21 protein-coding genes and 1 pseudogene are annotated in these 24,413 nt (G+C 55.5%); 9 read left to right on the forward strand and 13 right to left on the reverse strand.

Going from position 1 to position 24,413, the window contains the following annotated elements:
* The first annotated feature begins 311 nt into the window (after nucleotides 1-311).
* The 4 genes from PZBJ_RS09875 to PZBJ_RS09890 all read left to right on the forward strand — a co-directional run bounded on the left by PZBJ_RS09875 (nucleotide 312) and on the right by PZBJ_RS09890 (nucleotide 3,627).
* Nucleotides 312-1,193, forward strand: coding sequence for a sugar phosphate isomerase/epimerase family protein (locus tag PZBJ_RS09875; RefSeq protein WP_101762325.1), 882 nt, complete (start codon nucleotides 312-314; stop codon nucleotides 1,191-1,193).
* 141 nt (nucleotides 1,194-1,334) lie between these two features.
* Entirely contained in the window at nucleotides 1,335-2,354 is a 1,020-nt protein-coding gene (locus PZBJ_RS09880) for a LacI family DNA-binding transcriptional regulator (RefSeq protein ID WP_101762326.1), read from the forward strand.
* 101 nt (nucleotides 2,355-2,455) lie between these two features.
* Entirely contained in the window at nucleotides 2,456-3,319 is an 864-nt protein-coding gene (yghU, locus tag PZBJ_RS09885; RefSeq protein WP_101762327.1) for a glutathione-dependent disulfide-bond oxidoreductase, read from the forward strand.
* Nucleotides 3,320-3,336: 17 nt separating this feature from the next.
* Nucleotides 3,337-3,627, forward strand: coding sequence for a DUF1330 domain-containing protein (locus tag PZBJ_RS09890; protein WP_101762328.1), 291 nt, complete (start codon nucleotides 3,337-3,339; stop codon nucleotides 3,625-3,627).
* A gap of 45 nt (nucleotides 3,628-3,672) precedes the next feature.
* Here PZBJ_RS09890 and PZBJ_RS09895 read toward each other — a convergent pair whose 3' ends face one another.
* A complete protein-coding gene (locus PZBJ_RS09895) occupies nucleotides 3,673-5,124 on the reverse strand; it encodes a methyl-accepting chemotaxis protein (protein WP_101762329.1) in 1,452 nt (483 codons plus the stop codon).
* Nucleotides 5,125-5,366: 242 nt separating this feature from the next.
* Between PZBJ_RS09895 and PZBJ_RS09900 the strand changes: the two genes are divergently transcribed.
* On the forward strand, nucleotides 5,367-6,293 hold the full coding sequence (locus tag PZBJ_RS09900) for a glycosyltransferase family 2 protein (RefSeq protein WP_158238602.1): 927 nt from the start codon (nucleotides 5,367-5,369) through the stop codon (nucleotides 6,291-6,293).
* Nucleotides 6,294-6,337: 44 nt separating this feature from the next.
* Here the strand turns inward: PZBJ_RS09900 and PZBJ_RS09905 are convergent, their stop codons facing one another.
* The 5 genes from PZBJ_RS09905 to PZBJ_RS09925 all read right to left on the reverse strand — a co-directional run bounded on the left by PZBJ_RS09905 (nucleotide 6,338) and on the right by PZBJ_RS09925 (nucleotide 11,550).
* Nucleotides 6,338-7,585, reverse strand: coding sequence for an O-antigen ligase family protein (locus PZBJ_RS09905; protein ID WP_101762331.1), 1,248 nt, complete (start codon nucleotides 7,583-7,585; stop codon nucleotides 6,338-6,340).
* Nucleotides 7,586-8,554 carry a glycosyltransferase family 8 protein gene (locus tag PZBJ_RS09910; RefSeq protein ID WP_101762332.1) on the reverse strand — a complete coding sequence of 323 codons (969 nt, stop codon included), beginning with the start codon at nucleotides 8,552-8,554 and terminating at the stop codon, nucleotides 7,586-7,588.
* 197 nt (nucleotides 8,555-8,751) lie between these two features.
* The gene (locus tag PZBJ_RS09915; protein WP_101762333.1) at nucleotides 8,752-9,666 is read right to left on the reverse strand and encodes a substrate-binding domain-containing protein; all 915 of its coding nucleotides are present in this window, start codon (nucleotides 9,664-9,666) and stop codon (nucleotides 8,752-8,754) included.
* Between the two features lie 85 nt (nucleotides 9,667-9,751).
* Nucleotides 9,752-10,531 (reverse strand): TIM barrel protein, encoded by a 780-nt coding sequence (locus tag PZBJ_RS09920; protein ID WP_101762334.1) that lies wholly within the window; start codon nucleotides 10,529-10,531, stop codon nucleotides 9,752-9,754.
* Complete coding sequence (locus tag PZBJ_RS09925) at nucleotides 10,531-11,550, reverse strand: Gfo/Idh/MocA family oxidoreductase (RefSeq protein ID WP_101762335.1); 1,020 nt, start codon at nucleotides 11,548-11,550, stop codon at nucleotides 10,531-10,533. The genes PZBJ_RS09920 and PZBJ_RS09925 overlap by 1 nt, the downstream gene beginning before the upstream one ends.
* 197 nt (nucleotides 11,551-11,747) lie before the next feature.
* On the opposite strand from PZBJ_RS09925, the gene PZBJ_RS09930 reads away from it, so the two are divergent.
* Nucleotides 11,748-13,703, forward strand: a complete 1,956-nt coding sequence (locus PZBJ_RS09930; RefSeq protein ID WP_101762336.1) for a sigma-54-dependent Fis family transcriptional regulator — start codon at nucleotides 11,748-11,750, stop codon at nucleotides 13,701-13,703.
* A 154-nt stretch (nucleotides 13,704-13,857) separates the two neighbouring features.
* Here the strand turns inward: PZBJ_RS09930 and PZBJ_RS09935 are convergent, their stop codons facing one another.
* The 3 genes from PZBJ_RS09935 to PZBJ_RS09945 are packed head-to-tail and all read right to left on the reverse strand — an operon-like array spanning nucleotide 13,858 to nucleotide 17,148.
* Complete coding sequence (locus PZBJ_RS09935; protein ID WP_101762337.1) at nucleotides 13,858-14,541, reverse strand: SDR family NAD(P)-dependent oxidoreductase; 684 nt, start codon at nucleotides 14,539-14,541, stop codon at nucleotides 13,858-13,860.
* Complete coding sequence (locus tag PZBJ_RS09940; RefSeq protein ID WP_101762338.1) at nucleotides 14,538-15,725, reverse strand: sialidase family protein; 1,188 nt, start codon at nucleotides 15,723-15,725, stop codon at nucleotides 14,538-14,540. Before PZBJ_RS09940 ends, PZBJ_RS09935 begins: the two co-directional genes overlap by 4 nt.
* 1 nt (nucleotide 15,726) lies before the next feature.
* The gene (locus PZBJ_RS09945) at nucleotides 15,727-17,148 is read right to left on the reverse strand and encodes a sodium:solute symporter family protein (protein WP_101762339.1); all 1,422 of its coding nucleotides are present in this window, start codon (nucleotides 17,146-17,148) and stop codon (nucleotides 15,727-15,729) included.
* A gap of 269 nt (nucleotides 17,149-17,417) precedes the next feature.
* Here PZBJ_RS09945 and PZBJ_RS09950 point away from each other — a divergent pair.
* Nucleotides 17,418-17,633, forward strand: a pseudogene (locus tag PZBJ_RS09950) (isocitrate/isopropylmalate family dehydrogenase); the annotation flags it as partial.
* Between the two features lie 14 nt (nucleotides 17,634-17,647).
* Here PZBJ_RS09950 and PZBJ_RS09955 read toward each other — a convergent pair.
* The 4 genes from PZBJ_RS09955 to PZBJ_RS09970 form a co-directional block, all read right to left on the reverse strand.
* Nucleotides 17,648-18,976, reverse strand: coding sequence for a glycoside hydrolase family 28 protein (locus tag PZBJ_RS09955; RefSeq protein ID WP_101762340.1), 1,329 nt, complete (start codon nucleotides 18,974-18,976; stop codon nucleotides 17,648-17,650).
* Nucleotides 18,977-19,055: 79 nt separating this feature from the next.
* Entirely contained in the window at nucleotides 19,056-19,871 is an 816-nt protein-coding gene (locus PZBJ_RS09960) for a carbohydrate ABC transporter permease (protein ID WP_101762341.1), read from the reverse strand.
* Nucleotides 19,871-20,743: a carbohydrate ABC transporter permease gene (locus PZBJ_RS09965; protein WP_101762375.1), complete on the reverse strand. Its 873-nt coding sequence runs from the start codon at nucleotides 20,741-20,743 to the stop codon at nucleotides 19,871-19,873. Before PZBJ_RS09965 ends, PZBJ_RS09960 begins: the two co-directional genes overlap by 1 nt.
* A gap of 59 nt (nucleotides 20,744-20,802) precedes the next feature.
* Nucleotides 20,803-22,146, reverse strand: coding sequence for an ABC transporter substrate-binding protein (locus PZBJ_RS09970; RefSeq protein ID WP_101762342.1), 1,344 nt, complete (start codon nucleotides 22,144-22,146; stop codon nucleotides 20,803-20,805).
* A gap of 528 nt (nucleotides 22,147-22,674) precedes the next feature.
* Between PZBJ_RS09970 and PZBJ_RS09975 the strand changes: the two genes are divergently transcribed.
* Nucleotides 22,675-23,274, forward strand: coding sequence for a GNAT family N-acetyltransferase (locus PZBJ_RS09975; RefSeq protein ID WP_101762343.1), 600 nt, complete (start codon nucleotides 22,675-22,677; stop codon nucleotides 23,272-23,274).
* A gap of 13 nt (nucleotides 23,275-23,287) precedes the next feature.
* Nucleotides 23,288-24,379: an ABC transporter ATP-binding protein gene (locus PZBJ_RS09980; protein WP_101762344.1), complete on the forward strand. Its 1,092-nt coding sequence runs from the start codon at nucleotides 23,288-23,290 to the stop codon at nucleotides 24,377-24,379.
* Nucleotides 24,380-24,413: the final 34 nt, after the last annotated feature.

Genomic DNA, 24,413 nt, shown 5'->3' on the forward strand with positions numbered 1-24,413 from the left:
TTCCCTGAATGAAATGATAATAAATTATCAAAAATAATGCCTTAACCTGCGGTAAATCACCAATCATCCCGCACAGAAATCATCAGTAATTGGCTTCGAGTGATAGAGAATCTCTCATTATTTTGAGCGCTCTCGCAAAAATGAAATAATTCATTTCATCTTAATACCATTCAGAATAAATGTTTGATATTCATGTGCGTATTCAAAGCGGTCCGGCTGATGGTTTCACATCAGAATACGTGATGAAGCGCGTAAAAAGATCAGTATGGTCATCATCAAAGTCCGCACCGCTTAACGCTCAGGAGAAAACAATGAAAATCGCTTTTGATGTGGATGTAATCAGGGATCTCGGCATCACGCGCATAGTGCATCAGGTGGCGGAATGGGGCTACAAGTACATCGAGCAGTCGCCGCACCCGCAGATCAACCCGTTTTATAAACATCCGAAAGCCAGCCGTGAAATCATGCGCGAATACAAAAACGCGCTGAATGCCACCGGGCTGGAGATCTCCTCGTTCATTACCGTATATCGCTGGTCCGGCCCGGATGAACTGCGTCGTCAGGCGGCGGTGAAGAACTGGAAACGCATGATCGAGATTGCCGTCGAAATGGGTGTGCAGGTGATCAACACCGAGCTTTCGGGCAATCCCAACGAGCCAGAAATTTGTGAAGAGATGTTCTATCGTTCGATGGAAGAGCTGCTGCCGATCATCGAACGTGAAGGCATCCGCGTCGAAATTCAGGCGCATCCGTGGGATTTCTGCGAGCAAAGCAACGAAACTGCAGACATTGTGAAGTCGTTCCGCAGCGAAAACGTGAAATACATCTACAGCGCACCGCACACCTTCTATTACGACAAAGGTGTGGGCGATGTGAAGAACATGCTGCATTACGCCGGCGACGATCTTTCACATATGCTGATCGCCGATACCATGAACCACACTAAGCACTGCCGTTATATCGTCAACCCGCCAGGCGTGGATGCCACCATCCACCAGCACGTGGCGGTCGGTGAAGGCGAAGTGAATTTCGATGCGCTGTTTGAAGCACTGCGCGAGATGAATTTTGCCAACCGCACCTTTAAGGTTGGCGGCGAGTCGATTATCTCGGCGGCGCTGTTCGGTTATCCGGAGAAGATGAAGTATCAGGCGGTGGAAACCCGCGAGCTGATTGAGCGTGAGCTGTTGGGATAGTTGAGTGCGTGCTGATGCCCTCACCCTAACCCTCTCCCACCGGGAGAGGGAACGGGATGGTGCGGCTTGCTCGATCGGTCCCTTCTCCCGCTGGTGGGAGAAGGTTAGGATGAGGGCCCGCCCTATTGGAATGCACGTAACATGAAAGCAGTGACGCTGGCCGAGCTGGCAAAACAACTGGGCGTCGGTGTCGCCACGGTTGACCGGGTACTCAACGATCGCGGTGGCGTATCGCCCGCCATGAGCAAAAAAATCCTGCAGGCCGCTCGTGACGCCGGTTTAAAACGCATTCTGCCCGAGGAGCATCGCCATCCGTGGCAGATCGAAGTGCTGCTCAGCGGCAACGCCTCCTTCTTCTTTCAGCAATTAGCGCAAGACTTTGCCAAACTCGCCGACCAGCTCGGTTATCGCCGCCTGCGTCTGCATCGCACGCTGATCCCGGAAAATGCACCGGAAAAACTCGCCGCACACATCACCGCCAGCAGTAAAAAGATGGATGCGCTGATCGTCTTCGCCCATCAAAACCCGCTGATCTACGATGCGCTCGCCGCCTGTAAAGCGCGCGGCGTGCCGGTGATCACGCTGGTCGCCGATCTGCCCGATGCCGCGCGGCTGTGCCACGTCGGTATCGATCAATACAAAGCCGGGCGCACCGCCGGTTTGATGCTCGGTAGCATGCTGTCGCAGCCGGGTGAAGTGGTGTTGATGAGCGGACGCGCGGATTACGCAGCCCACCGCCTGCGCATTGAGGGCTTTCAGGCGGTGCTGGCCGAACGCTTTCCGCAGCTGCGCCTGCGCGAGATTCTTGCCGGTCAGGATGAGCGCGAACGCATTAGCCGCCTGTTAGAAAAAACGCTGGCCGCCTCGCCGCCGATTGTCGGGCTGTATAACACCGGCATTGGCAACACACAGGTGCACGAAGCGCTGGCGCGTCATCGTCTCGACGGTAAAGTGCTGTACGTCACGCACGAGTTGTACAGCACCACACGCCGACTATTGCAGGATCGCGTGCTGAACCTCACCCTCGATCAAAACACCCTGCGCCATGCTCAGCTCGCCTTAACGCTGATGCTGCGGCATCTGGAAGAGGGCGACATTCCCGACACCTATCAGCCTGGTAGAGTGGACTTTATGCTGTTTACGCAAGAGAACTTTACATAATCGGACTTTGCGTCCCACCGCCAGCGCGGTTAAATCGCCTGTATCACGCGCTGCTACACTCAGTAGCAGCAAAAATACAATCACAACAAGGCGAAACCACTATGTCGGAACATCAGTATCAGCCCGCGAAAGTCTGGACCTGGGACCCGGAAGCCAAAGGTAACGGCGCGAAAACCAACCGTCCAACCGCCGGGCCGACGCATGACAAAACCTTGCCGGTCGGCAAACATCCGCTGCAGCTATACTCGCTCGGCACGCCAAACGGCCAGAAAATTACTATCCTGCTGGAAGAGTTACTGGCGGTGGGTGCCAAAGACGCCGAGTACGATGCCTGGCTGATCCGTATCGGCGATGGCGATCAGTTCTCCAGCGGTTTTGTCGATGTAAACCCGAACTCGAAAATCCCGGCGCTGAGCGACCATTCCGTCACGCCACCGCAGCGCGTGTTTGAATCCGGCAATATCCTGCTCTATCTGGCCGAGAAGTTCGGTCACTTCCTGCCGACCTCGCTGGCAGGCCGCACCGAAACCCTGAACTGGTTGTTCTGGCTGCAAGGTTCTGCGCCGTATCTCGGCGGTGGCTTTGGTCACTTCTATCACTACGCGCCCGAGAAAATCGAGTACGCCATCAACCGCTTCACGCTGGAAGCTAAACGTCAGCTGGACGTGCTGGATCGTCAGTTGGCCGACCATCGCTTCCTCGCCGGTGACGAATACACCATCGCCGATATCGCCACCTGGCCGTGGTACGGCAATCTGGTGCTGAACAACCAATATGGCGGCAGCGAATTCCTTGATGTGCAGTCGTACAAAAATGTGGTGCGCTGGGCGAAAGAGATTGCCGAGCGTCCGGCGGTGATTCGCGGGCGTAAAGTGAATCGTGCTTTTGGTGCCGAGCCGCAGGATCAGCTGCTGGAGCGCCATGATGCCGCCGATTTCGATAACAACACTGAAGACAAACGCTAGGCGAGAGGAGAGAAATAATGGCTGCATATGTGGTGTTTATTAAGGACGAAACCTTAGACCAGGACGAGCTGACGGCGTATGCCGAGAAAGCCGGACAGGCGCGCGGCGACCATCCCATCACCCCGTTGGCGTTTTATGGCGCCCTGGAAACGCTGGAAGGCCCGGAAGCGGAAGGCGTGGTGGTGCTCGAATTCCCGGATGCTGAGGCGGCGAAAGGCTGGTATTTCAGCCCGGCGTATCAGGAAGCCAAAGCGCATCGCCTGAAAGGCGCGAAATACCGCGTGCTGCTGGTTAATGGCGTAGAGTAATTAACGTAAGGTCGCCATTCATGGCGACCTTTGCAAAGGTCACGCTTACCCCAACTTAAATAACGAAATCGCCTGCTTCAGCGCATTGGCCTGCTGCTGTTGCTGCTGCGCCACTTGCAGCGTTTCGGCCACGTGCTGCACGTTATGATGCACGCTGTGATCAATGCTATTGATGCTCTGCTGAATCTGCTCAATGCTCAAATTCTGCTGCTCACTCATCGCCGACAGTTCCGTCACCAGCTGCGATAACCCGCTAATACTGCTGTGAATCTCGCGCATGGTTTGCGCCGCATGCTCCACCTGCACGGTGCCGTGTTCGGTGCTGGTGGAACTGGCATCCATCAGTTGACGAATTTCGCGTGCCGCACTTTCGCTGCGCATCGCCAGATTACGCACTTCGCTGGCGACCACGGCAAAACCGCGTCCCTGATTACCGGCACGCGCCGCTTCCACCGAGGCGTTCAGCGACAGAATGTTGGTCTGAAACGCAATGCCGTCGATCAGCTCCAGGATGATCTTCACCCTTCTCGACTCTTCGCTGATTTTCTCCATCGAGCGAATCGCCGACTGGATATTCTCTTCACCACGCGTCGCCACCGCGCGGGTTTCACTCGCCAGCTCGCACGCGCTTTGCGCTTTGTCCCGGGTTAAGCTGGCAGCGATACTGATTTCGCTCATGGCGCTGGCCGCCACTTCCAGCGCTTGCGCCTGCTCGTCGGTACGCGTCGAGAGCGCGGCGTTGCGCTCCAGAATGCTGTCGGATTCCGCCAGCAGTTGACCGACGCCGTCGCTGACCTGATGCAAAGTGCCGTGTAGGGTCCCAAGCGTAGTACTGAAGGTGCGCGCGAACGGCGTTTCACTCCGCTGAGTATCGGCACGCAGCGTGAGATAACCGGCTTGCTGATTAATGTGTGCCGCCAGTTGCGCCACTTCGCTGGCCGAGCGCGCATCCGCTGCCATCTGGCGTGCAATCACCAGCAGCATCGCGGTTTGCACCACGACAAACAGCGCGTGGAAAAACACCATGTCCCAGCCGGGATGATGAAACACCACCACGCCAAACAGATCATTTTCCTGCAGATAATTGAATAACACATGATGCGTGGCTGCCGCCGCAGCGCCCATTACTAACGGGCGCACATCTCGCCACGCCAGCAGCGCCGACATCAACACAAACACCGAGAAGTGGTATTCGGTTGCGCCACCGCCAACCTGAATAAGCAGCCCAGCCCAGCCGATTAACAGCGCGGATAAGACCATGCGCGACGTGAGCGTACCGCGCAGCGCGGTGCCGAAAAACGTCGCCAGCAGCGCCAATACCAAACCCGCAATTAGCGCCACCAGCACGCTGTCATTTAGCCAGCCAACGCCAAGTGCAATCGGCAACAGCGCCCAACTGAGGATCACCGCCAGGCTATCCGCGCGCTGTGCGATACGTTTGAGCGAAACCATCTCCACCGGCGAAGCCGCCGGGCCTGACAAGGGCGTTGCGATCATGACATTTTTCCACACCAGAAGTTGATCGTAGAGCCCCAAAATCGTGGGGCAAAGCGCACGGACTCAGTGGTAAAAAACATCGGCAAGGCGGGAGGAAAGTTTAGTTGTGCTGATTAACGACGCGCAGAGCTGTGAGTATGATCACCTAAACCATGCAACACAATTTCATTCCCTTCGGCGTAGAAAGCGATAGACTTGTTAGCAATGAATGCTCTCAGAACATTAACGGATAGATGCTCACTATGGATTCACCTTGCACTCTCAGCGTCCTGGTCACGGCTCACAATTGCGAAAAATACATTGTTGAGACGTTAAACAGCCTCAAAAAGGCCTGCTCTGGCGTTGAGGATGCGGTCGAGGTTGTATTGGTGAATGACGCATCCACAGATAACACCAGCGAGTTGCTGCACAGCTTTGCCGCTTCATTCAGCCAGGTGAAAATTTTTGACGTGATGTTCCGTAACATCGGCAAAGTGAGAAATTTTGGCGTCAGCAAATGCAGCGGCCACTTTGTCACGATGCTGGATGGCGACGATCAGCTTTTGCCGAACTCTTTTGCTGACATCGTGCAGTTTTTGCAGGCGCAACAACCCGATATTCTGCTGGCGCCGCTGAATGAAATTTATGAAAAGAAGACCAAACTACACCAGTGGAAAGGTTTGCAGGTTAACGCCTTGTCGCAACATCAGGTGATTGAAAAATTCCTCATCCATCGTGATATCCAGGCGCATTTTATCGGTCAGTTTATTAAACGCTCGCTGTTGGAAGATAACCATTTCCCTGACTTCAGTTGCTACGAAGATGCGTATTTATTCCCCTCGATTCTGAAAGCCAGTCAGACGATATTTTTAGCGAAGCAAAGCCCGTATCTCTATTTCAAACGAGAAAAAAGTCTCTCCAGCGCGCTGGATGCCGATAAAATATCGATGCTGATCAAAGCCACGCAACAGATGGATAATGTGCTCGGTGAAAGCTACCACAACCTGCTCGCTTGTCATTGGATCAATCTGGCGCATAAGTTTTATCCGCTGATTAACGCTGAACATGAGAAACAGGTGGTGAAGCAGGCGATTGAAAACGTCTCTTTCGTTTCATTTTTGCTGGACAGTAAAGTCAGATTTAGTTTGAAGAAAAAATATCTGAGAATGAAATTGCGGAGAATGAACTGAAGCGTTGAGAAAATCGGTCGCCTTCAATGGCGACCTTACAAATATTAGATATGCGTTCGGGGCTTATGCTGCATCAGCGCATAGCTCATAATAATCGATGCCATCAGAATAAACACTGAACTGCTTTGAATCCATACGGTATCAGTCAAACCGAATATAAAAATGGAAACAGGAAGCAGCGCAACATCCAATGCCCGACGACGTATTGCCGCCACAATTAAACCGACATAAAAAAGAATCAGGGTGACAGCACCCGCGATACCTTGCAGCGAAAGCGTTTCTAAAAAATCATCGTGCAAGTGATACATCACATTTTTATAAGCCTCAGGATTAGCGCGTTCATAGGTTTTAATATAAACGCGCGCTTTATCCGTTCTGTCATCCGGACTTTGCCCCAGCAGCGACCAGGAAACGCTGTGATAGCCACTTTTCCAGATCGAGAAACGCGCACCAATTGAGGTATCATTATTTTTCTGATAGCTGTCTATTTCGTTCTGGATGTTGTCCAACCGATGCATAATGGAGCTGGGCATAAAGAACAGCCCCCCCGCAATGCAAAGAACTAAAATCACCAGCGAATATTTTCCTGCCCAGCGATGAACCAGATAAAAACAGAGCAAGTATAAAACGGGCAGCACCAACACCGCCGCACGTGACTCAGTGAGGAACATCAGCAGCATATTCACCACAAAGATAGCGGTGAACAGCAGAATTTGATTAAGGCGGTGAACTATGACCTTATTCACAATAAACAGGGCTGTTAATGCTAACGCCGTCATCAGGTATGAAACGGTACCGGCTGAATCGGTGAGTAATTTAATGCGTTGCTGCGTCTGAGCATGTTCGTACCAGCCGGCGCCCAGCGTCAGCAGCAAGCCAAAAATTAACAAGCACACGCTAATGCGCAGGACTTTCGCTGACAAACAGTGACGCCACGCAATGAAAAAATAGCTGACAAAAGCGGAGATAATGAAAAGTTTACCGCCCTGAAAATAGTTATCCACTACATCGCTAAAATAGGCATCGGCATAAATGCGCGACCATATTACCCTGACTATGCCCAATAATAGAATGGGAACGGCGACGATGAAAGCACTCTTATCGATAATGAATTTTCTTTTTATTCCCTGGGCCAGCAGAAAAAATAGCGTTAAATAACCCACCAGATAAAATGTTTTCTTAGGATATGCGGGGATAACTAACGAGGTCGCAAATGCCAGGGTTAACAGCAGAAAGCACAGCTGATAAATATTGTTTTCGGTTAACAGCGGCTTTAAACGTAAAGTCTGCACTCAAAAATACCTCATTTTAAAATACTTAATGCGCCAATAGAGTGCCGGCATCCATTGATGACTACGGAACAAAAATTTGTACATTCTCTTCGCTTGTTGCGCGTTTTTCGGTGTTTCAAAAGAGACGTCGGCTAATGGTGAAATCTGATAAAGATCGCGATAGTAATGGCCAACGTGCTGTTGATTCCACCGCTGCCAGGGTTTATCGGCACCCGCATAATGCAATAAGCAGGTATTTTTCGGCACATCCTGTGTATAACCGCTATCATCGTGTGAGAGCATATTAATGGTGTTAAAGCGCGTTTCCGTGAATATCACACGGTCCTCAAGCAACGTATTCAACGCATCCTGATCAAGATACTGGAATTGTTTTCCCTTTTCGCTAAGCAAATTAAAAGCGCGTTCACTGATCTGCTCGCGGTTCCACTTTTGAACATCAATCAGCATCATGCCGGCATTAAAATAGCGCTTTCCACGCAAGCCCACCTTTTCAGCCAACTGCGGTTGCAATGCCTGAATCTCGCCAACCACCAAGGCAATAACGTCAGCTGGCATGGCAATCTGCCATAATTCATCAAGAGGATTCAGACACACCATATCGGCATCGAGATAAAGCAATTTAGTGGCATGCGGCAAGATAAGCGGAGCGAGAAAACGATAATAGGTCGCGCGAGTGAACAACTCTGTGGTAGGGAACGCGCTAAACAAACTATCCTGAATATGATGCAGCGTTAACCCATGTGGCGATCCAGCGAATATTTTTTCCAGACGCGCAGTATCAACTGCAGATATTTCCGAAGAGATAAGATGAAAGTGATAACGAACATCATTGGCATGCTTGATTATCGACATGATGGTAATCAGCGAGTGGCCAATGAATTTACCATCAACACCAAAAAAAATATGCCGGTCGCTGTGCGCGGGAAAAAGGTGCTGAGAATTTATGGTGTTGAGAATCTCTTTATCCATCCTGCACTTCTCTCCGGTCGAAAGCATGCGTTCTGTTAATGCATCATGCCTGAGCAATCATTAACCAGAGACAATTCTGGTTGCAGCCGGAGTTTATCAGTCAGAGTTAGGCAAATAAAGCGAAGTGGAGGAGGAATAAATCGGGTTTCCAGCGTAAAACTCTCCTGCGAGCAGGAGAGTTTTGGTAAATAAAAATGTTATTTCGCCGCGAACTGCGCATAGTTCTCAGGCGTGATGGTTTGATACGGAATCCAGTTGAACTCCTGCACTTTTTGCTTCTCCAGCAGCGCTTTGGTCACCTGCACCGCGCCGGTCGCCTGCCCTTTCGCGTCCTGGAAAATGGTCAGCGTCATTTTGCCGTTCTTCACGAACTGCTGACCATCCGGCGTGCCGTCGATACCGGCGACCAAAATCTTCTCATTTTTCGCCTGGTTGAGCGCCATGATGGCACCAATCGCCATTTCATCATTATTCGCTGCGATAGCGTCAATCGGGCGCTGATTCAGCAGCCAGCTCGATACCACATCCACCGCTTCGTTGCGCTGCCATTTGGCGCTCTGCTTTTCAATCACCTTCATATCTTTGTATTTGGCAATCACGGCTTCCACCGCGCGGGTGCGTTCACGCGCTTCTTCATTCGACAGCGCGCCCATCAAAATCGCCACGTTGCCTTTGTAATTCATCTTCTTCGCCAGCGCTTCCATCTGCATTTCTCCGCCCAACGCCGAGTCTGAACCAACATACGCCATGTCGGTTGGCAGTTTCACTTCTGGCTTACGATTGACGAAGATCAGCGGAATGCCGGCATTTTTCGCCGCGGTAATCATTGGCAATACGCCTTGAGTGTCCACCGGATTGAGGATGATGGCATCGACACCCTGATTAACAAAATCATCCACCTGCTGCACTTGCAGCGCGACATCGCCTTTGGCATCAACAAACTGGCTATTGAGCTGGTTAGCTTTCAGCTCTGCCTGCATCTGGGTGCGCAGAATCGAGACGAAGTTGAGATCGAAGTTAGCCAGCGCGACGCCGACGGTGAAGGTTTTAGCGCTCACGCTCAGGCTGAGCAGCAGCGCGCAGAGGCACAGCATCACATTTCTGATGTTCATGGGTTAGTCCTGTAGGGTTAAGATATTATTATTCATTTCATGAAGTTAACGCCGGCAAACAGGCGAATACCCGGCGGTGGAACCGTTAAAGCGTGAAGTGATCGCGAAACTGCTGCAGCGCGGCGCCGCTTTCGCCGCTGGCCCAGCCTTCCAGCGCCACGGTACCCTGATAACCAACATCGTGTAGCGCACGGGCGATGGCGCGATAGTTAATCTCGCCGGTGCCCGGCTGCTGACGCCCCGGCACATCGGCCACCTGAATCTCACCTATCGCCGAACCACAGCGACGAATCAGTTCGATCAAATTACCTTCGCCAATCTGCGCGTGATACAGGTCGAGGTTCATCTTCAGCGCCGGGCTTTTAACCGCTTCCACCAGCGCCAGCGTGTCGGCCGCCAGCGCGAACGGCGTACCGGGATGATCAACCGGCAAGTTAAGGTTCTCCAGCGTGAAGGTGCGTCCGGCGCGCTCGCCCAGCTGCGCCACTTTGCGCAGCGTGTCGGCCGCTTTCAGCCACATCGCGCCGGTCACCACGTCAACCGGTTTAACCGGCAAACCTTTGTTATCCAGTCCGGTACCGTGCAGGTTCAACGCCGGACAGTTGAGCCGCTCGGCCACCGCCAGCGACGCTTCAGCACTTTGCAGCAGTTGCTGAATCTCATCATCATCGGTCAGGTTGCCGCTGAGGTAGCCGGTCATCGAGGTGAAACGCGCGCCGGTCGCCGCCAGCGCATCGATATCTTTGTTGGCCCAGCCCCAGATTTCGACGCCAAAGCCCAGTGCATGAATGCGTTTCACGCGCTCGACAAAAGGCAGATCGAGAAACACCATTTCGGCACATACCGACAGCTGATAACCGGCCATTAGCGACCTCCCAATTTGATGGGTTGCTGCTGCTGCACCGAGTCGATACAGGCCAGCGCGATTACCAGCGCGTTGCGTGCATCTTCACCGGTAGCGCGCGGCGTTTCGCCACTGCGAATGCAGCGGGCAAACTCGGCCATCTCCGCCACATAGGCTTCGCGCAGCAGGTCTGAATCCATGCGTGAGGTTTCAATCGCGATGCCATCCTGGTGATAGCGCACACAGTTGTTAACGTTGATGTGGCCCGCCTGCAGCATGCCTTTGCTGCCGAACACTTCGCCGCGCACATCGTAGCCGTATACCGCCTGGAAGTTGGCTTCAGCGGTGGCGATCGCGCCGTTATCAAAGCGGATGGTAACCACCGATGTGTCGAGCAAGCCTTTGTCTTTGAAATCCGGACGCACCAGCGCATCGGCCAGCGCATAGACTTCCACCGGCTTCGCGCCAGGGTTAAAGTGCAGCAGCGTGTCGAAATCGTGGATCAGGGTTTCAAGGAAGATCGTCCACTGCGGGATGCGCGAAGGATCGTGCAGGCCCGGATCGCGCGTCAGCGATCGGCTCAGCTGCGTGGTGCCATTTTCACCCGCTTTCACCGCCGCGATCGCTGCAGCAAAGCCGGAATCAAAGCGGCGGTTAAAACCGACCTGCAACACCACGCCGGCCGCTTTCGCGGCAGCAATCGCGCGATCCGCCTCTTCCAGCGTTACCGCCATCGGCTTCTCACAGAACACATGTTTGCCCGCCTCGGCGGCAGCGATCACCCATTCGGCGTGCGTGCGCGCTGGCGCGGCAATCGCCACCGCCTCAATTTCGGGATCCTGCAGCAGCGCATGCAGATCGCTATAGGCTTTAGCGACGCCGAGCTTATTGGTCAGCGCGTCGGCCGCGCCCGGTTGCGGATCGGCCACCGCTGCGAGGATCGCACCCGGCACGCGCCAGGCCAGATTTTCCGCGTGGAAGCTGCCCATGCGACCGGCGCCAATCAGGCCGACGCGTACTGGCTTAAGATGAAATGTCATGACCTATTCCTTATTGTTTTGGATGTGCTCATTCGAGCGCAGGGATGTGCAATCGGTAGTGCAAAGGCGATGCCAACTGCAATCCGCCGCTTTATGTGAGGCATAACACAGATATAGCTCACAATCTGGCAACAAAATTTACATGTCAACTTCACATGTCAATAAAATGTACATTCCATCTTGTTCAGGAGTGTCACATGCGTGCCAGTGAGCGTTTGCCGTTTAAAGATGAAAGCGATCCGATCTTCAGCTTGCCGGACAGCGCGGAGGTGGGCGAATGGGATACGTTGTTGTGGCAGGGCTGGCACAGCTTCGAACGCGGTGAACAGCCCGGCTGGATGCGGCACAGCATTTTGCAGTCGTGGCGGCGATCGCAGCAGCGCGCGATCGATCCCGCCACCTTTGCCTATGTCTCGCCACCCGCTGCGGAACTAGCGGCGATCCTTGAGCACAATGCCGAGTTGATCCTCGCGGCGCGCAGCATCATGGAAAACCTGCTGGCGTATAACCCGGATGGCCACATCAATCTGACCGATGCGCAAGGCGTGACGCTGCACTTCTGCGGCGCGGATCTGACGCCGGTCGGCAGCATCCTGCGCGAAGAAGTGCTCGGCACCAATTGCACCGCGCGCTGCCTGATTGAGCAGCGGCTGGTGTACGTGTTGAGCGGCGAAAACTGGAAGCTGGATCTGCGCAAACGCCATCGCCAATGTGCTGCCGCACCGGTGCGCGATGCCAGCGGCCAGCTGCTTGGCGTGCTCACGCTTACCGCCACGCCTGACAACTTTAATGCGCATACGCTCGGCACGGTGCAGGCGGCAGCGGAAGCGGTTGGTCAGCAGCTGATGCTGCGCCGTTTGCTGGCCGAGCAGCAGTCGATCCTCGAAACCCTGAACGAAGGCGTGATCGTCTGCGATCGTCACGGTCGCATCAAAACGCTGAATCGCTATGCGCGCCAGATCTTTAGCGGCCTCGATCCCAGCGCCGGACCGATCGACGTGCTGCTGCAACCGCAAGGCGGATCGCTGCTCACCATGCCGTTCTGCAATGACCGCGAGCTGCAATTTATGCCGGATGGCGTGCATCCCCTTTCCTGCCTTATTTCGCTGATGCCCGCGCCAGACGGCGGCCGCGTGCTGTCGCTGCGCGAGAATCAACGTATCCGCGCCATTACGCGCCGCGTGATGGGCGTCGGCGCCAGCTACACCTTTGAGATGATTCGCGGGCACGCGCCGCGCGTGCTGCAAGCGATTCAGAAAGCGCGCGCCAGCAGCCGCAGCGACAGCACGGTATTATTAACCGGCGAAAGCGGCACCGGTAAAGAGCTGTTCGCGCAGGCGATTCACAACGCCAGCCCGCGCCAGCAGGAAGCCTTTATCGCGCTGAACTGCGGCGCATTGCCACGTGATTTAGTGCAGAGCGAACTGTTTGGCTATGTCGACGGCGCTTTTACCGGATCGCGACGCGGCGGCTCGGCAGGCAAATTTGAGCTGGCCGATGGCGGCACCTTGTTCCTTGATGAGATTGGCGAGATGCCGCTCGAGGCGCAAACCAGCCTGCTGCGCGTGCTGCAGGAGGGCGAAGTGGTGCGAATCGGCGCGGCCCATCCCATCAAGGTCAACGTGCGCATCATCGCCGCTACCCACTGCAATCTGCTGGATGCGGTGGAAAAAGGCGCATTCCGCCGCGATCTCTACTATCGTCTGAATGTGATTTCGCTGGAGATCCCGCCGCTGCGCGAGCGTCAGGAGGATATTCCCGGCCTGGTGAATACCTTTATTCAGGCGCTCTGCACCCGGCTGAAGCGCATCGCGCCGCAGCTTTCCGCTGAGGCGATGCGCTGTTTACAGGCGTGGCACTGGCCCGGCAACGTGCGTGAGCTGGAGAATCTGGTCGAGCGCATGGTGAATTTGTGTGAAGGGCTGGAGATTGAGCGCCACGATCTGCCGGAAGAGATGGTGCAGCGTAACGCGCCTGTCGCCAGCGAATTGACCTCGCTGCAGGAGAATGAGCGCCAGCATGTGATGCAGGTGGTGCGTGAGCAAAAAGGCAACCTGCGCCAGTCCGCGCAGCTGCTGGGGATTTCACGCACCGCGCTGTATAACAAGCTGCATCAGTGGCAGGTGGATGTGGCGGGATTGCGGCGCGGTTAGGTGCGACTTATTGCCCTCACCCCAGCCCTCTCCCACTGGGAGAGGGAGCTAGTCGGTGCACTATTCCATTCCTTCTCCCTTTGGGAGAGGGAGTTAGTCGGTGCACTATTCAATTCCCTCTCCCTGTGGGAGAGGGTTAGGGTGAGGGAAAAAACTACAACGACGCCCCACCACAGATCACCAACTCCTGCCCGGTAATCGCATCGGCGGCAGGCGACAGCAAAAACCCTGCCAGCGCCGCCACTTCCTGTGGCTTGATATAGCGCCCCATCGGCGGCAGCTTTGGGGGTGAACTGGCGCGGCCGGGCTGCAGCAGCATGGGCGTCTCCGTCGCCCCCGGCGCAATCACATTCACCGTGATGCCTTTGGGTGCCAGTTCCGCCGCCCAGCTGCGTGCCATGCCCACCATTGCCGCCTTGGTGCTCACGTACTGGCTGCGATTCGCCGCGCCGCGTGACGTGCGGCTGCCAACCAGCAAGATACGATCGCCCTGCGCCATCTGCGGCTGCAAGACATTTGCCATTATCTGCGCCACCTGCACGTGCAGGTACCACAAACGCGCGCTCTGCTCCTCATCCAGCTCACCGAGCGGCGCAGCCGCCATCATGCCTGCGGCATGCACCAGCGCATCCACCTTCGGCAGCGCCAGTAGCGCCTGCTTCAGCAGATTGGCATCCAACAGATCCACGCTGACCGAGGTGAACCCTGGATGATCGTTCTGCACCGACGTGCGGCTAAAACCGGTCACCTGCCAACCTTGTTGCAACAGATGATCGGCGATGGCAGCGCCTATGCCAGAGCTGACGCCCGTCACCAGCGCGTGTCGCTGCCTGCTCATCCTTTCACCCAGCTTTCATCGACGCGCACATATTTAATCGCCTGACGAAAATAGGTGTAAGCCACATGCAGCGCGCCATCGTCACTCTGTTTGATGCTCGGATAGGAGAACTCGCGGTTAAGCTTTTGCTGCGAATTATTGGTCATGCAGTAGCCGTCGCCCTCGTCGAGATTACGCTGCCATGGCCAGCTTTTGCCGCCATCGGCGGAAATCGCCAGCGTCATTGGCGCGCGGGGTGCGCCCCAAAACGCGCTGCGTCCGCTGTGCACCAGCGGCTCTGCCGCCACCGCCACATCGCCGTCATCCTCTTCATCTTCGATTTCGTCATACAGCGATAAGCGGCGCTCGCTGGCATCTCTGGCGCTCATGGCATTAAACACCAGCGCCAGATGGCCGTTGTGCAATGTCGTGACCTGAATCGACGAGTTGTTGTTTGGCAAGTCAGTCGCCAGCGGCGCACTCCAGCTTTCGCCGCCATCGGTGGAACGACTTTGATAGATGAAATCGGCCCAGCGGCTGCGATACAGCGCCAGTAAGCTGCCATCCTGCAGCAACGTGATGTTCATATGCACGCAGCCCAGGCTGTCTGGCACCGCCACATCGCGCCAGCTTTGGCCTTTATCACTGGAGATTTTCACCGCGCTGATATCGTCGTTACCTACCCATTTCACGCCAGGCTGAGTTCGGCAATAAAACACCGGCAGCAGCCAGTTACCGTTTGGCAGCACCACAATCGGCTGGCGAATAAAGGTGCCGGGCTGATCGAGCAAAGTGTCGATTGCCCCCCAGCTGCGGCCAAAATCGCGTGACTGACGATAGCGCACAATCGCGGTGTCCTGATTGCCGGATTTCTGCGCCGTCCACAGCAGCCAAAGCACCTGTTCGGGATCGAGGAACAGCAGCGGATTTTGCTCGGATCGCGTGGGATCGTCCGATAGCTTTTGCGCCTCGCTCCACTGTGTGCTGCCGCTTTTCAGCCGCGAGCACCACACAGAAATATCGGCGATCCCTTCCTGCGTGCCGCCAAACCACACACACAGCAGGTCGCCATTGGGTAGCGGCAGCAGATTCGCCGCATGGTTCTGCGGGCAGACCGAAGGCAGCATCGCCGTGAGCTGTTGCGCATCCTGCGCGTGCGGATGGAGGTTACCGCTGCGTTCAACGGTAAGGGTTAAATCACTCATTTCAGGCTCCACTGTTTTGCATTGAAGATTTCGGGGCTTTTTTCACATGGGTTTGGCTTGAAGGGATCAGGCGGTCAATCACCATGATGACCGCCGGCGTGATCAACGCCACGTACATGTTGTTGATACCTAATGGATCGCCGAGCAGATACCACACTGACGTCATGACGCACGCACCAATCAGGCCTGCATTGGCGCCGCGCGTGCTTTTAAAGAACGGCAGATAAAAGGCAATGATTGCCACCACTGAAATCGACAGCCGAATAGCGCGGGTGAAGAAGGAGAGCTTCAACACTTCCGGCACGAACAGCACGAAAATCAGCGGCAGGAAACCGATCAGCAGCGACAGCCAGCGCGTCATGCGGAACTCGCGCTCCGGTGTCGGATTGCGATAGGGCACGTAGAAATCTTTTACCACCAGCGAGGCAATCGCCAGCGCTACGGTGCTGACGCTGACAAAGATCGACGCCACGAGTGAGGTGGTGACAATCCCCGCCAGCCAGGGACTCATGTCCTGCAGGAACACCGGCAGCGCATAGAGACTTTTAATATCGGGATGCAGGTATTTCGCCGCCACGCCAATCAGCGCGATAGCAATGGCAATCGGCATGCAGAAGAAGAACGCCACCCAGGTTGCACGTTTGGCGGACTCGGCACTTTTGGTCGAGGCAATCGCCTGAATCACAAACTGAGTACAGAAGATCGAGCCGATAGTACCAATCATCCAGGCGAAAATAGTGCTGCCGCCAACGTTGCCGTCCCACGTCCAGTAGAAATGCGGCATCTCTTTGATCATTGGGCTGACGCCGCCGGTCATGTGCAGGGCCACGCCGAGAATGATCAGAATACCGATATATTTCAGTCCGCTGTGCAGCAGCGTGACCCAGGCGATGCCTTTCATGCCACCGAACATAAAATAGAACGTACTGACGATCGCGGTGATCACCGCAGCGGTAGTGAGATCGAGGTTGAGCACCGTTGAGATCGCCGCCGCACCGCTAACGTAGTTACCGACGTTAACCAGCAATAGCGCATAGATCATGATTAGCGAGATGATGTTTTTGGTGGAGTTGCCATAACGTTCAGCGATCGCCGCAGAGATGGTGATTTTGCCGGTATTGTAGATGCGCTTTACCAGCAAAAAACCAAACAGCGGGAAACCGATAGCGGCACCAATCACCGACCATGAAGCGGCAAAGCCATCTTCGAAAGCTGCCTGAGCCGTACCGATGGTGGATTTGGCGCCGATGTATTCCGACATCAGCATCACGCCCACCACAAATGCCGGCATCACATTGGAGCCAGCCATAAAGTCGCCGCTGTTTTTACTGCGCAGACGCCAGGTGAGCCAGGTGGTGAACAGGATGTACGCAATGACAATCCCGACGATAATCACCATCCCTTCTGTAGAGAATTGTTTCATTTCAGCCTCATCGATAACGTAGGGTCGTGGAACGCGCTGGGCTTCACGCGTCCCGTTGATGAGGTGGCCAATGTTGTTATTCACCGTGTCTACGCACTTCGCCACCCCACTTATGCTTATGATTCATTTCGCTCAAATAAGAATGAATTTACGCATATTAGAGGCGTTTTATAGGCTAATCAGGGCTTAATTTGTTTGAAGCTGCTCACAAAGCATCAAATATGATTACAAATAATCAAAATCAACGCATTAATTACAGCGCCTTTGAATCGGCACCCGATATCGCCGGTAAAGGCGTGAACAACCTGATTGGTCAGATTTGGAGTGGCGCGATGATGCTGGAGCACCTCGATTACGCCGAAGCGGGCGCAGCGGTGTTGGATGCCATCGAGCTTACGCTGGCGGCGGGCAACAGCCTGACGCGCGAGCTCGACGGCCGCGCGTCAATCGAGGAGCTGCGCGCGGCTATCGCTGCTGCGTTGTAACCTCCAGGCGTGCCCTAAAGAATCTGCACTGTTTCCGCATGCCAGCCGTGGGGCAACGGCTGCGGGCGCGTAATCACCACGTTATGCAACTGCAGATTCTCCACGCCGCGCGCAAACACGCCCGGCAAACCATCCGGATAGGCGGCAACACCGTACGCTAAGCCCGATGCGCTATCCAGTTTGTACGCATTGTCCAACCCCATACCGGTCGGCGATTCGGGGTTACACGGCGGGCGCACATCGTAATGCCCTTGATCCGCACCTGCTGCTACCACTTGCCGCAGCTGCACATTCGCCAGCATCACATCACGGATCTGTCCCGGTTGTTCCGCATGCAGGTTAATTGCTCCTTCCATCACACCGCTGACGTTGCTGAATTGCAGTTGCTCAATGCTGCCCGGCGCTATCGCCGGATCGCGCGCGCGCACTGAAACAAACAGCGCATCGGCTTTACCCCAATGGCACGGCGGCGCGTGACGGCAGGCCAGCGTGATATTGCTGAACAGCAAACGGCGGAACTGGCCGCCATCGCGCGACAGCAAGCCAATCGCGCGGTTGGAATCAAAGAGGGTGCAGCCGGAGACGGTGACATCTTCCACGTCATCGAAGGTTTCGGTGCCAATTTTGAACGCGCAGCTGTAGGAACGCAGCAGGCAGTTGCTGATCATGATTTGTCGCGCGGCACGTCGCAGATGCGCGGGTTTTTGGCTGGTTTTGATGCAGATGGCATCATCGGCCGCGCTCAGATAGCTGTTGCTGACAAACACCGCTTCACAGCTGTCGATATCCAGCGCATCGGTGTTCGGCATGCTCATGCTGTTATTGATGGTGAGATGGTCGACATGTACATGGCGGCAACTCACCAGATGTACCGTCCACATCGGCGCCTGAATGATGGTGAAATCTTGCAGCGTCACCTGCTCGCAATCCTCAAACACCACGATGCGCGGGCGCTGCGCACGCGGCAGGCGATAACCCTGCTCGTCCTTTTCCGCAGCAAACCACGCATCGCCGTTACCATCGATCACCCCTTTGCCACTGATGCTGATATTGCGCTGCCCGACGGCGTACAGCAGCACATGCTGCGACAGTTCAGCCTGGCTCTGCGCCAGCTGCTGCTGATAATCCTCAACGCGTGAGCTGGCGAGCAACGTGGCGCCCGCTTCGAGATGCAGATTAATGTTGGAACCCAGCGTTAGCGTGCCGAGATGATAGCGGCCAGGCGGCACTGATAAGGTGCCGCCGCCGCGCGTTGCCAGATGATTGAGTGCGCGCTGGAAGCAGTGTGTATCCAGCGTTTCACCATCGGCGATGGGGTAGAAATCAGCCAGTGAAACGTGCATGCGGTTCTCCTGAATAGCGGCGATGCGCTATTGCAGCACGCGCCGCATGACCAAAACCTTTTGCTGGTGGACAAGATGGTTATTTCACCGCGCCTTCGGTGACGCCGCTGATAAATTTGCGCTGGAACACCAGGAACACCGCCACCAGCGGCAGGATGACAATCATCGCGCCCGCCATCAGCACCGGAATATCGATGGTGTTTTTGTTCTGGAAAAACATCATGCCGATCGGCAAGGTGCGCAGCTCATCTTTATTCACCAGAATTAGCGGGATAAGGAACTCGTTCCACGTCCAGATAAACAGCAGCAGCGCCAGCGTGGACAGCGTCGGCCAAATCGCCGGCACCAGCAGGCCCCAGAGAATTTTGCGGCGTGATGCACCATCCATCACCGCCGCTTCCACCAGCTCGCGCGGCACCTGCTGCAACGCGGTGGCAATCATCAGCGTGGTAAACGGCAGCGACAAGGCAATTTGCGGCAGAATCAGCGCCAGATAGGTATTGGTAAGGCCCATCCAGCGTAGCTCGTGATAGAGCGGAATAATAAAGGCTTCACTCGGTAGCACCATGCCAAGACCCAGCAGCGCGGCAACCACCGTTTTGCCGGGGATCTTCAGCCAGGCAAAACCGAATCCCGCCAAAATGCCGAGCAGGATGCTGCAGATCACCACCGGAATCACCACCAGCACCGAGTTCATGAAGTAGACGTTGAAATGTCCCTGCTGCCACGCGGTGATGTAGTTTTTAAAATTGAGCGACGAGGGCAAGGTAAACACGCCCTGAAATAGCTCCATCTGGGTTTTGAACGAGGTCATCAGCGCCATTAAAAACGGCAGGATGGTCATCAGCGCGACAATCCAGATCAGCGCGCGTGAGACAGTTGGCGTGCCGCGCATCAGTGACGCTCCCGTAAACATAGATGAATTAAGCCGTTGATCATTAAAACAATCAGCATACTGAACACCGCCACGGCGGAGGCATAGCCAAAGTAGTGCAGGTCAAAGCCCTGCTTATACATAAAGATGTTGGTCACCATAGTGGAAGTGCCCGGCCCGCCTTGCGTCATCACGTAAACCAGATCGAAGGCTTTCAGGCTGGCGATTACCGTCAGCAGCAGCGCGATACGCAGTTCCGGACGCAGCGACGGCAGCGTAATGCGCATAAATTTCTGCCGGCGTGATGAACCATCGAGATCGGCCGCTTCCAGCAGCGACGGATCCATGCGTTGCAAGCCCGCCATAAACAGCACCAGGCAGAAACCGAAGAAGTACCAGGTGGCGACAAAGCCGACCGCGGGTAGCGCCCAGGTAAAATCACCCAGCCACGACTTCGCCAGCTGCGGCAAACCCACGGCGCGCAGGAATTGATCGATAGGGCCAAACGCCGGGTTATACAGCCAGCGCCACACCACGCCGAGCACCGCCATCGGCATGATGTACGGCAGGAAGAAGAGGATACGCAGCACGCTGCGCTCTTTGTTATTGCGCGTCTCATACAGGAAGCTGCACAGCAGCAGTCCAACGCCAATCGGAAACAGCGTGTAGAACAGCATCAGCAAGGCATTATTGCCGAGCGCCACCCAGAACACCGGATCCTGGAACATGCGCAGATAGTTGCCCATGCCGATGAAAATCGGCCACGAGGTGCCATCCCATTCGGTGAAGCTGATCCCTAACGAGGCCAACAGCGGCATCAGCAGAAACACCGCATACACCAGCACCGCGGGCAGAAGATAGAGCGCATTGCGCCAGGCAGATTTATTCAGCATAACCGTACTCGCTTGCGGGCCTGTTCGCGGCCCGGCCACTTGCGCCGGGCCGTACGTCATCAGTGCTTGAGGGTTTTCAGGTAACGTTGATAGTTGTTATCGAAGTTGATCACCATCTGGTCGGCGGTTTGACGTCCCGCCAGCAGCAGCTGCACATTCTGATTCAGCTCGGCGTTCATGGTTGGCGTGGCCCAGTCGAGATAATGGCCGAGACCATCGTTGTCATTTAGCGTCACCCACACCTGATACGCTTCTGCCAGCAGCGGGTTATCCGCCGGAATCTGCGCATTTTTGCTGGTGCCGGCCGGCAGGAAGCCCACTTTCAGCCAGCGGTTCGCCATCTCATCTGAGACGATGTAATCGATGAACTTCGCTGCGGCATCCTGCTGCGCTTTGTCTTTGGCGGTGCTGGTGATGGAGAACGCCAGATCGGTGCCGCCCACCATCAGTGGATGCTGCACGCCCTCGCCCGCTGGCATCGCAGCGAAGTGCAGATCTTTGTTGTCTTTAAACTGGCCGAGATACCAGGTTCCGCTCACCAGGAACGCTGCCTGACCATTCTGGAACAGGGTCGCCGCATCGTCGTGCCCAATGCCCTGGAAGCCGGGGAACAGATAGCCTTTGTCGTTCCAGCCCTTCATCATATTGGCGGCTTTCACCAGCTTGTCGTCTTTGAACGTGCCGCCCACGTCGTAAATCAGATCGTCGAGTTTTTTCCGGTCGCTGCTCTCAATCTGCGCTTCCCACAAGGTGCTGAGCAGCTGCTGGCCCATGTTGCCGTCGAGCAGGCCGAGCATCATCGGCGGTGTACCGGCGGCTTTGAGTTTCTCCATCGCCTGTTCGAGTTCCGGCAAGGTTTTAGGCACCGCAACACCGGCTTTATCCAGCAGCGCTTTGTTGTAGTACAAACCCACCATCTCGCCAAGGCTCGCCACGCCGTAGAGTTTGCCGCTGCCGAAATCTTGTTTATCTGACCAGCGGTTACGTTTCAGGATTGAATCCGGGAAGCGCGTGGCCCAGCCGTAAGTTTTGGCGTAATCATCCAGCGGCCACAGCAGCTTGTCTTTCACCAGCGAGCCCATATCGCCGCCGCCCTGATTCACCTGGGCGATTTGCGGGCCGTCACCGGCGGTTAGCGCCAGCTTAAGCGGAATGCGCGTGTCTTCGAAGGAGTGCACCGAACGCTGAATCACAATGCCCGGATTCTTTTGCTGGAACGCTTTTACCGCTTCATCCACCGCTTCGGTCTGCTGCGGATAGTTGTAAATGTCCCACTCATTCAGGGTAACGGCCTGCGCGGCTGCCATGGTCGCACCGAGCAGAATCCCGGCGGAGACCAGACGCGACACCGTGCGCAGTGAGCTTTGCAAACGGGAAGGACGATTGGTTGAATCACACATCATGCTCGGTTTCTCCAACAGATGACTGGCATCCCTTCATCTCGACACCTGCGATTCCCGGCAGGTTGATTCAGCAGCGACAACGCACATAATTCATACTTACTTTATGCACAAAAGAAAGTCAAACATCGCCACTGCGGAATTTTTGCTCTGTGATACAGTGCAAAGAGTAAGAAGAAAAGCCGCCAGAACAGCAGAGGATGCTGCGATTCAGCGCGCAAACCGGACAGCGCCGCACAGTAAAGCCTGAGCATCGGTATAAATCACTCAGCCAAGAGAGACGCATTAACTCACTGATAGAGCATACGAAAATCCTATAGTTATCATCACAGCAATAGATAAGCGAAAGGCAATGTGCTTTCAACCAGCGCTCATACCGGCGTTGCGCGTGAGTTTGTCAGCCGCCCAGTCATGCTTTGTGGTTATAGTTCGCATCAGCTTTGTGCGCCAGCGCAATTATTACACCTTGAAAACTAAGTCGGCTTTCTTTACCGTAAAATCTGTTCATCTCCTGACCACAGAGGCTCCACCATGACGGCTGAAGGTGTTATTCGTCGCGCCAGCGAGGCAGATTTTCCCGCCTTGTCGCGCATCTGCTTAGAGACCGCCAATGCCGGCACCGATGCCAGCGCGCTCTACTCCGATCCCGCGCTGCCCGGCCTGCGCTTTGTCATTCCCTACGCGCGCTTTGCGCCCGAATTTGCTTATGTGCTGGAACAGCACGGCGAGGTAGTCGGCTACGCGGTCGCCGCGCCCGATACGCGCGCCTTCGAAGCAAAGTTGAATACTGATTGGTGGCCACAGCTGCAACAGCAGTATCGCGATTACGCGCCGCAGGCGCCGCTCGACAGCAAAGTGCTGGAAGCGATTCATCAGCCCGATGCGGCAGCGGATCAGCTGGTGATGCAATGGCCTGCGCATCTGCACATCAATTTGTTACCCGCCGCGCAGCAAGGTGGCTGGGGCCGCAAGCTGATTGAACAGCTGCTACACGATCTGCGTGCTGCGGGCGTGCCGGGCGTTTATCTCGGCGTCAGCCTGCAGAACGAGCAGGTGTGCGGCTTTTATCAGCGCCTTGGCTTCACGCCGATTATGCGCAGCAACGCCATTTATATGGGCCAACTTCTCTGAGTCGAGGCATCGCATGACCAGCCTGCATCTGCAAAACGTTAAAAAGTCCTACGAAAATGTAAACGTGATTCATGGCATCGATCTCACCATTAACAGCGGCGAATTCGTGGTGTTTGTCGGCCCTTCCGGCTGCGGGAAATCTACGCTGCTGCGCATGATTGCCGGGCTGGAGGAGATCACCGACGGTAAGTTGCTGATTGAAGGCGCCGATATGACCGATCAGCACGCCACCGAGCGCGGCATCGCCATGGTGTTTCAGTCCTATGCGCTCTACCCGAACATGACGGTGCGCGGCAATCTGGCCTATCCGCTGGAAGTGATGAAGCGCCCGAAAGCGGAAATTGAGCAGGCGATCAAACAGACTGCGGCGCGCCTGCATCTCACCGAATTTCTTGACCGCTTACCGCGCGCGCTGTCCGGCGGACAGCGGCAACGTGTGGCGATTGGCCGCGCGATAATCCGCCATCCGCGCATTTTTCTGTTTGATGAGCCGCTGTCGAACCTCGATGCCGAGCTGCGTTTGCAGATGCGCATTGAGATTGCTCGCCTGCACGCTTCGCTGGGCAACACCATGATCTACGTGACGCACGATCAGCTGGAGGCGATGACGCTGGCGGATCGCATTGTGGTGCTGCGTCAGGGCCGCATTGAGCAAGTCGGCGCACCGATGGCGCTGTATCGCGATCCCGACAACCTGTTTGTCGCCGGGTTTATTGGCTCGCCGAAGATGAATTTCCTCACTGCCGAAGTGGCCGCGATCGCGCCGGGCGCGGTGCAACTGCGGGTGCCGGCGCTGGGCATTAATCAGCTTACGTTGCCGATCGCCGCGTCGTGCCGCGAAGGGCAGAAAATCACGCTGGGCGTACGTCCAGAGCATTTCCAGCCAGTGAGCAGCAACGATGATGTCCTGAGTTTTAGCGGCGAGTTGTCGTTTAGCGAGATGCTGGGACACACCAATTATCTCTATCTCGATATTGGCGAAGAGAAGCTGCTGGTGATTGAGGAGCGTAACGTGGCGGAACACGCGATTGGCGAGCGGCTGAGTTATCAGCTGCGTGCCGAGCACTGTTTATTGTTTGATGAGCAGGGTTTGCGACTCAGATAAGGTAAAAGCCGCATCTTTTCGTCGCGGCGCGATA

Origin of the sequence: Pantoea endophytica, assembly GCF_002858935.1 — a bacterium.
GTDB lineage: Bacteria > Pseudomonadota > Gammaproteobacteria > Enterobacterales > Enterobacteriaceae > Pantoea > Pantoea leporis.

Coding starts and splice junctions, on each gene's coding strand:
- PZBJ_RS09930 (WP_101762336.1), top strand. CDS start 11,748: ATGCGTGCCAGTGAGCGTTTGCCGTTTAAAGATGAAAGCGATCCGATC.
- PZBJ_RS09975 (WP_101762343.1), top strand. CDS start 22,675: ATGACGGCTGAAGGTGTTATTCGTCGCGCCAGCGAGGCAGATTTTCCC.
- PZBJ_RS09935 (WP_101762337.1), bottom strand. CDS start 14,541: ATGAGCAGGCAGCGACACGCGCTGGTGACGGGCGTCAGCTCTGGCATA.
- PZBJ_RS09965 (WP_101762375.1), bottom strand. CDS start 20,743: ATGCTGAATAAATCTGCCTGGCGCAATGCGCTCTATCTTCTGCCCGCG.
- PZBJ_RS09890 (WP_101762328.1), top strand. CDS start 3,337: ATGGCTGCATATGTGGTGTTTATTAAGGACGAAACCTTAGACCAGGAC.
- PZBJ_RS09970 (WP_101762342.1), bottom strand. CDS start 22,146: ATGATGTGTGATTCAACCAATCGTCCTTCCCGTTTGCAAAGCTCACTG.
- yghU (WP_101762327.1), top strand. CDS start 2,456: ATGTCGGAACATCAGTATCAGCCCGCGAAAGTCTGGACCTGGGACCCG.
- PZBJ_RS09920 (WP_101762334.1), bottom strand. CDS start 10,531: ATGGCCGGTTATCAGCTGTCGGTATGTGCCGAAATGGTGTTTCTCGAT.
- PZBJ_RS09910 (WP_101762332.1), bottom strand. CDS start 8,554: ATGGATAAAGAGATTCTCAACACCATAAATTCTCAGCACCTTTTTCCC.
- PZBJ_RS09875 (WP_101762325.1), top strand. CDS start 312: ATGAAAATCGCTTTTGATGTGGATGTAATCAGGGATCTCGGCATCACG.
- PZBJ_RS09895 (WP_101762329.1), bottom strand. CDS start 5,124: ATGATCGCAACGCCCTTGTCAGGCCCGGCGGCTTCGCCGGTGGAGATG.
- PZBJ_RS09940 (WP_101762338.1), bottom strand. CDS start 15,725: ATGAGTGATTTAACCCTTACCGTTGAACGCAGCGGTAACCTCCATCCG.
- PZBJ_RS09880 (WP_101762326.1), top strand. CDS start 1,335: ATGAAAGCAGTGACGCTGGCCGAGCTGGCAAAACAACTGGGCGTCGGT.
- PZBJ_RS09960 (WP_101762341.1), bottom strand. CDS start 19,871: ATGCGCGGCACGCCAACTGTCTCACGCGCGCTGATCTGGATTGTCGCG.
- PZBJ_RS09980 (WP_101762344.1), top strand. CDS start 23,288: ATGACCAGCCTGCATCTGCAAAACGTTAAAAAGTCCTACGAAAATGTA.
- PZBJ_RS09945 (WP_101762339.1), bottom strand. CDS start 17,148: ATGAAACAATTCTCTACAGAAGGGATGGTGATTATCGTCGGGATTGTC.
- PZBJ_RS09900 (WP_158238602.1), top strand. CDS start 5,367: ATGGATTCACCTTGCACTCTCAGCGTCCTGGTCACGGCTCACAATTGC.
- PZBJ_RS09915 (WP_101762333.1), bottom strand. CDS start 9,666: ATGAACATCAGAAATGTGATGCTGTGCCTCTGCGCGCTGCTGCTCAGC.
- PZBJ_RS09925 (WP_101762335.1), bottom strand. CDS start 11,550: ATGACATTTCATCTTAAGCCAGTACGCGTCGGCCTGATTGGCGCCGGT.
- PZBJ_RS09955 (WP_101762340.1), bottom strand. CDS start 18,976: ATGCACGTTTCACTGGCTGATTTCTACCCCATCGCCGATGGTGAAACG.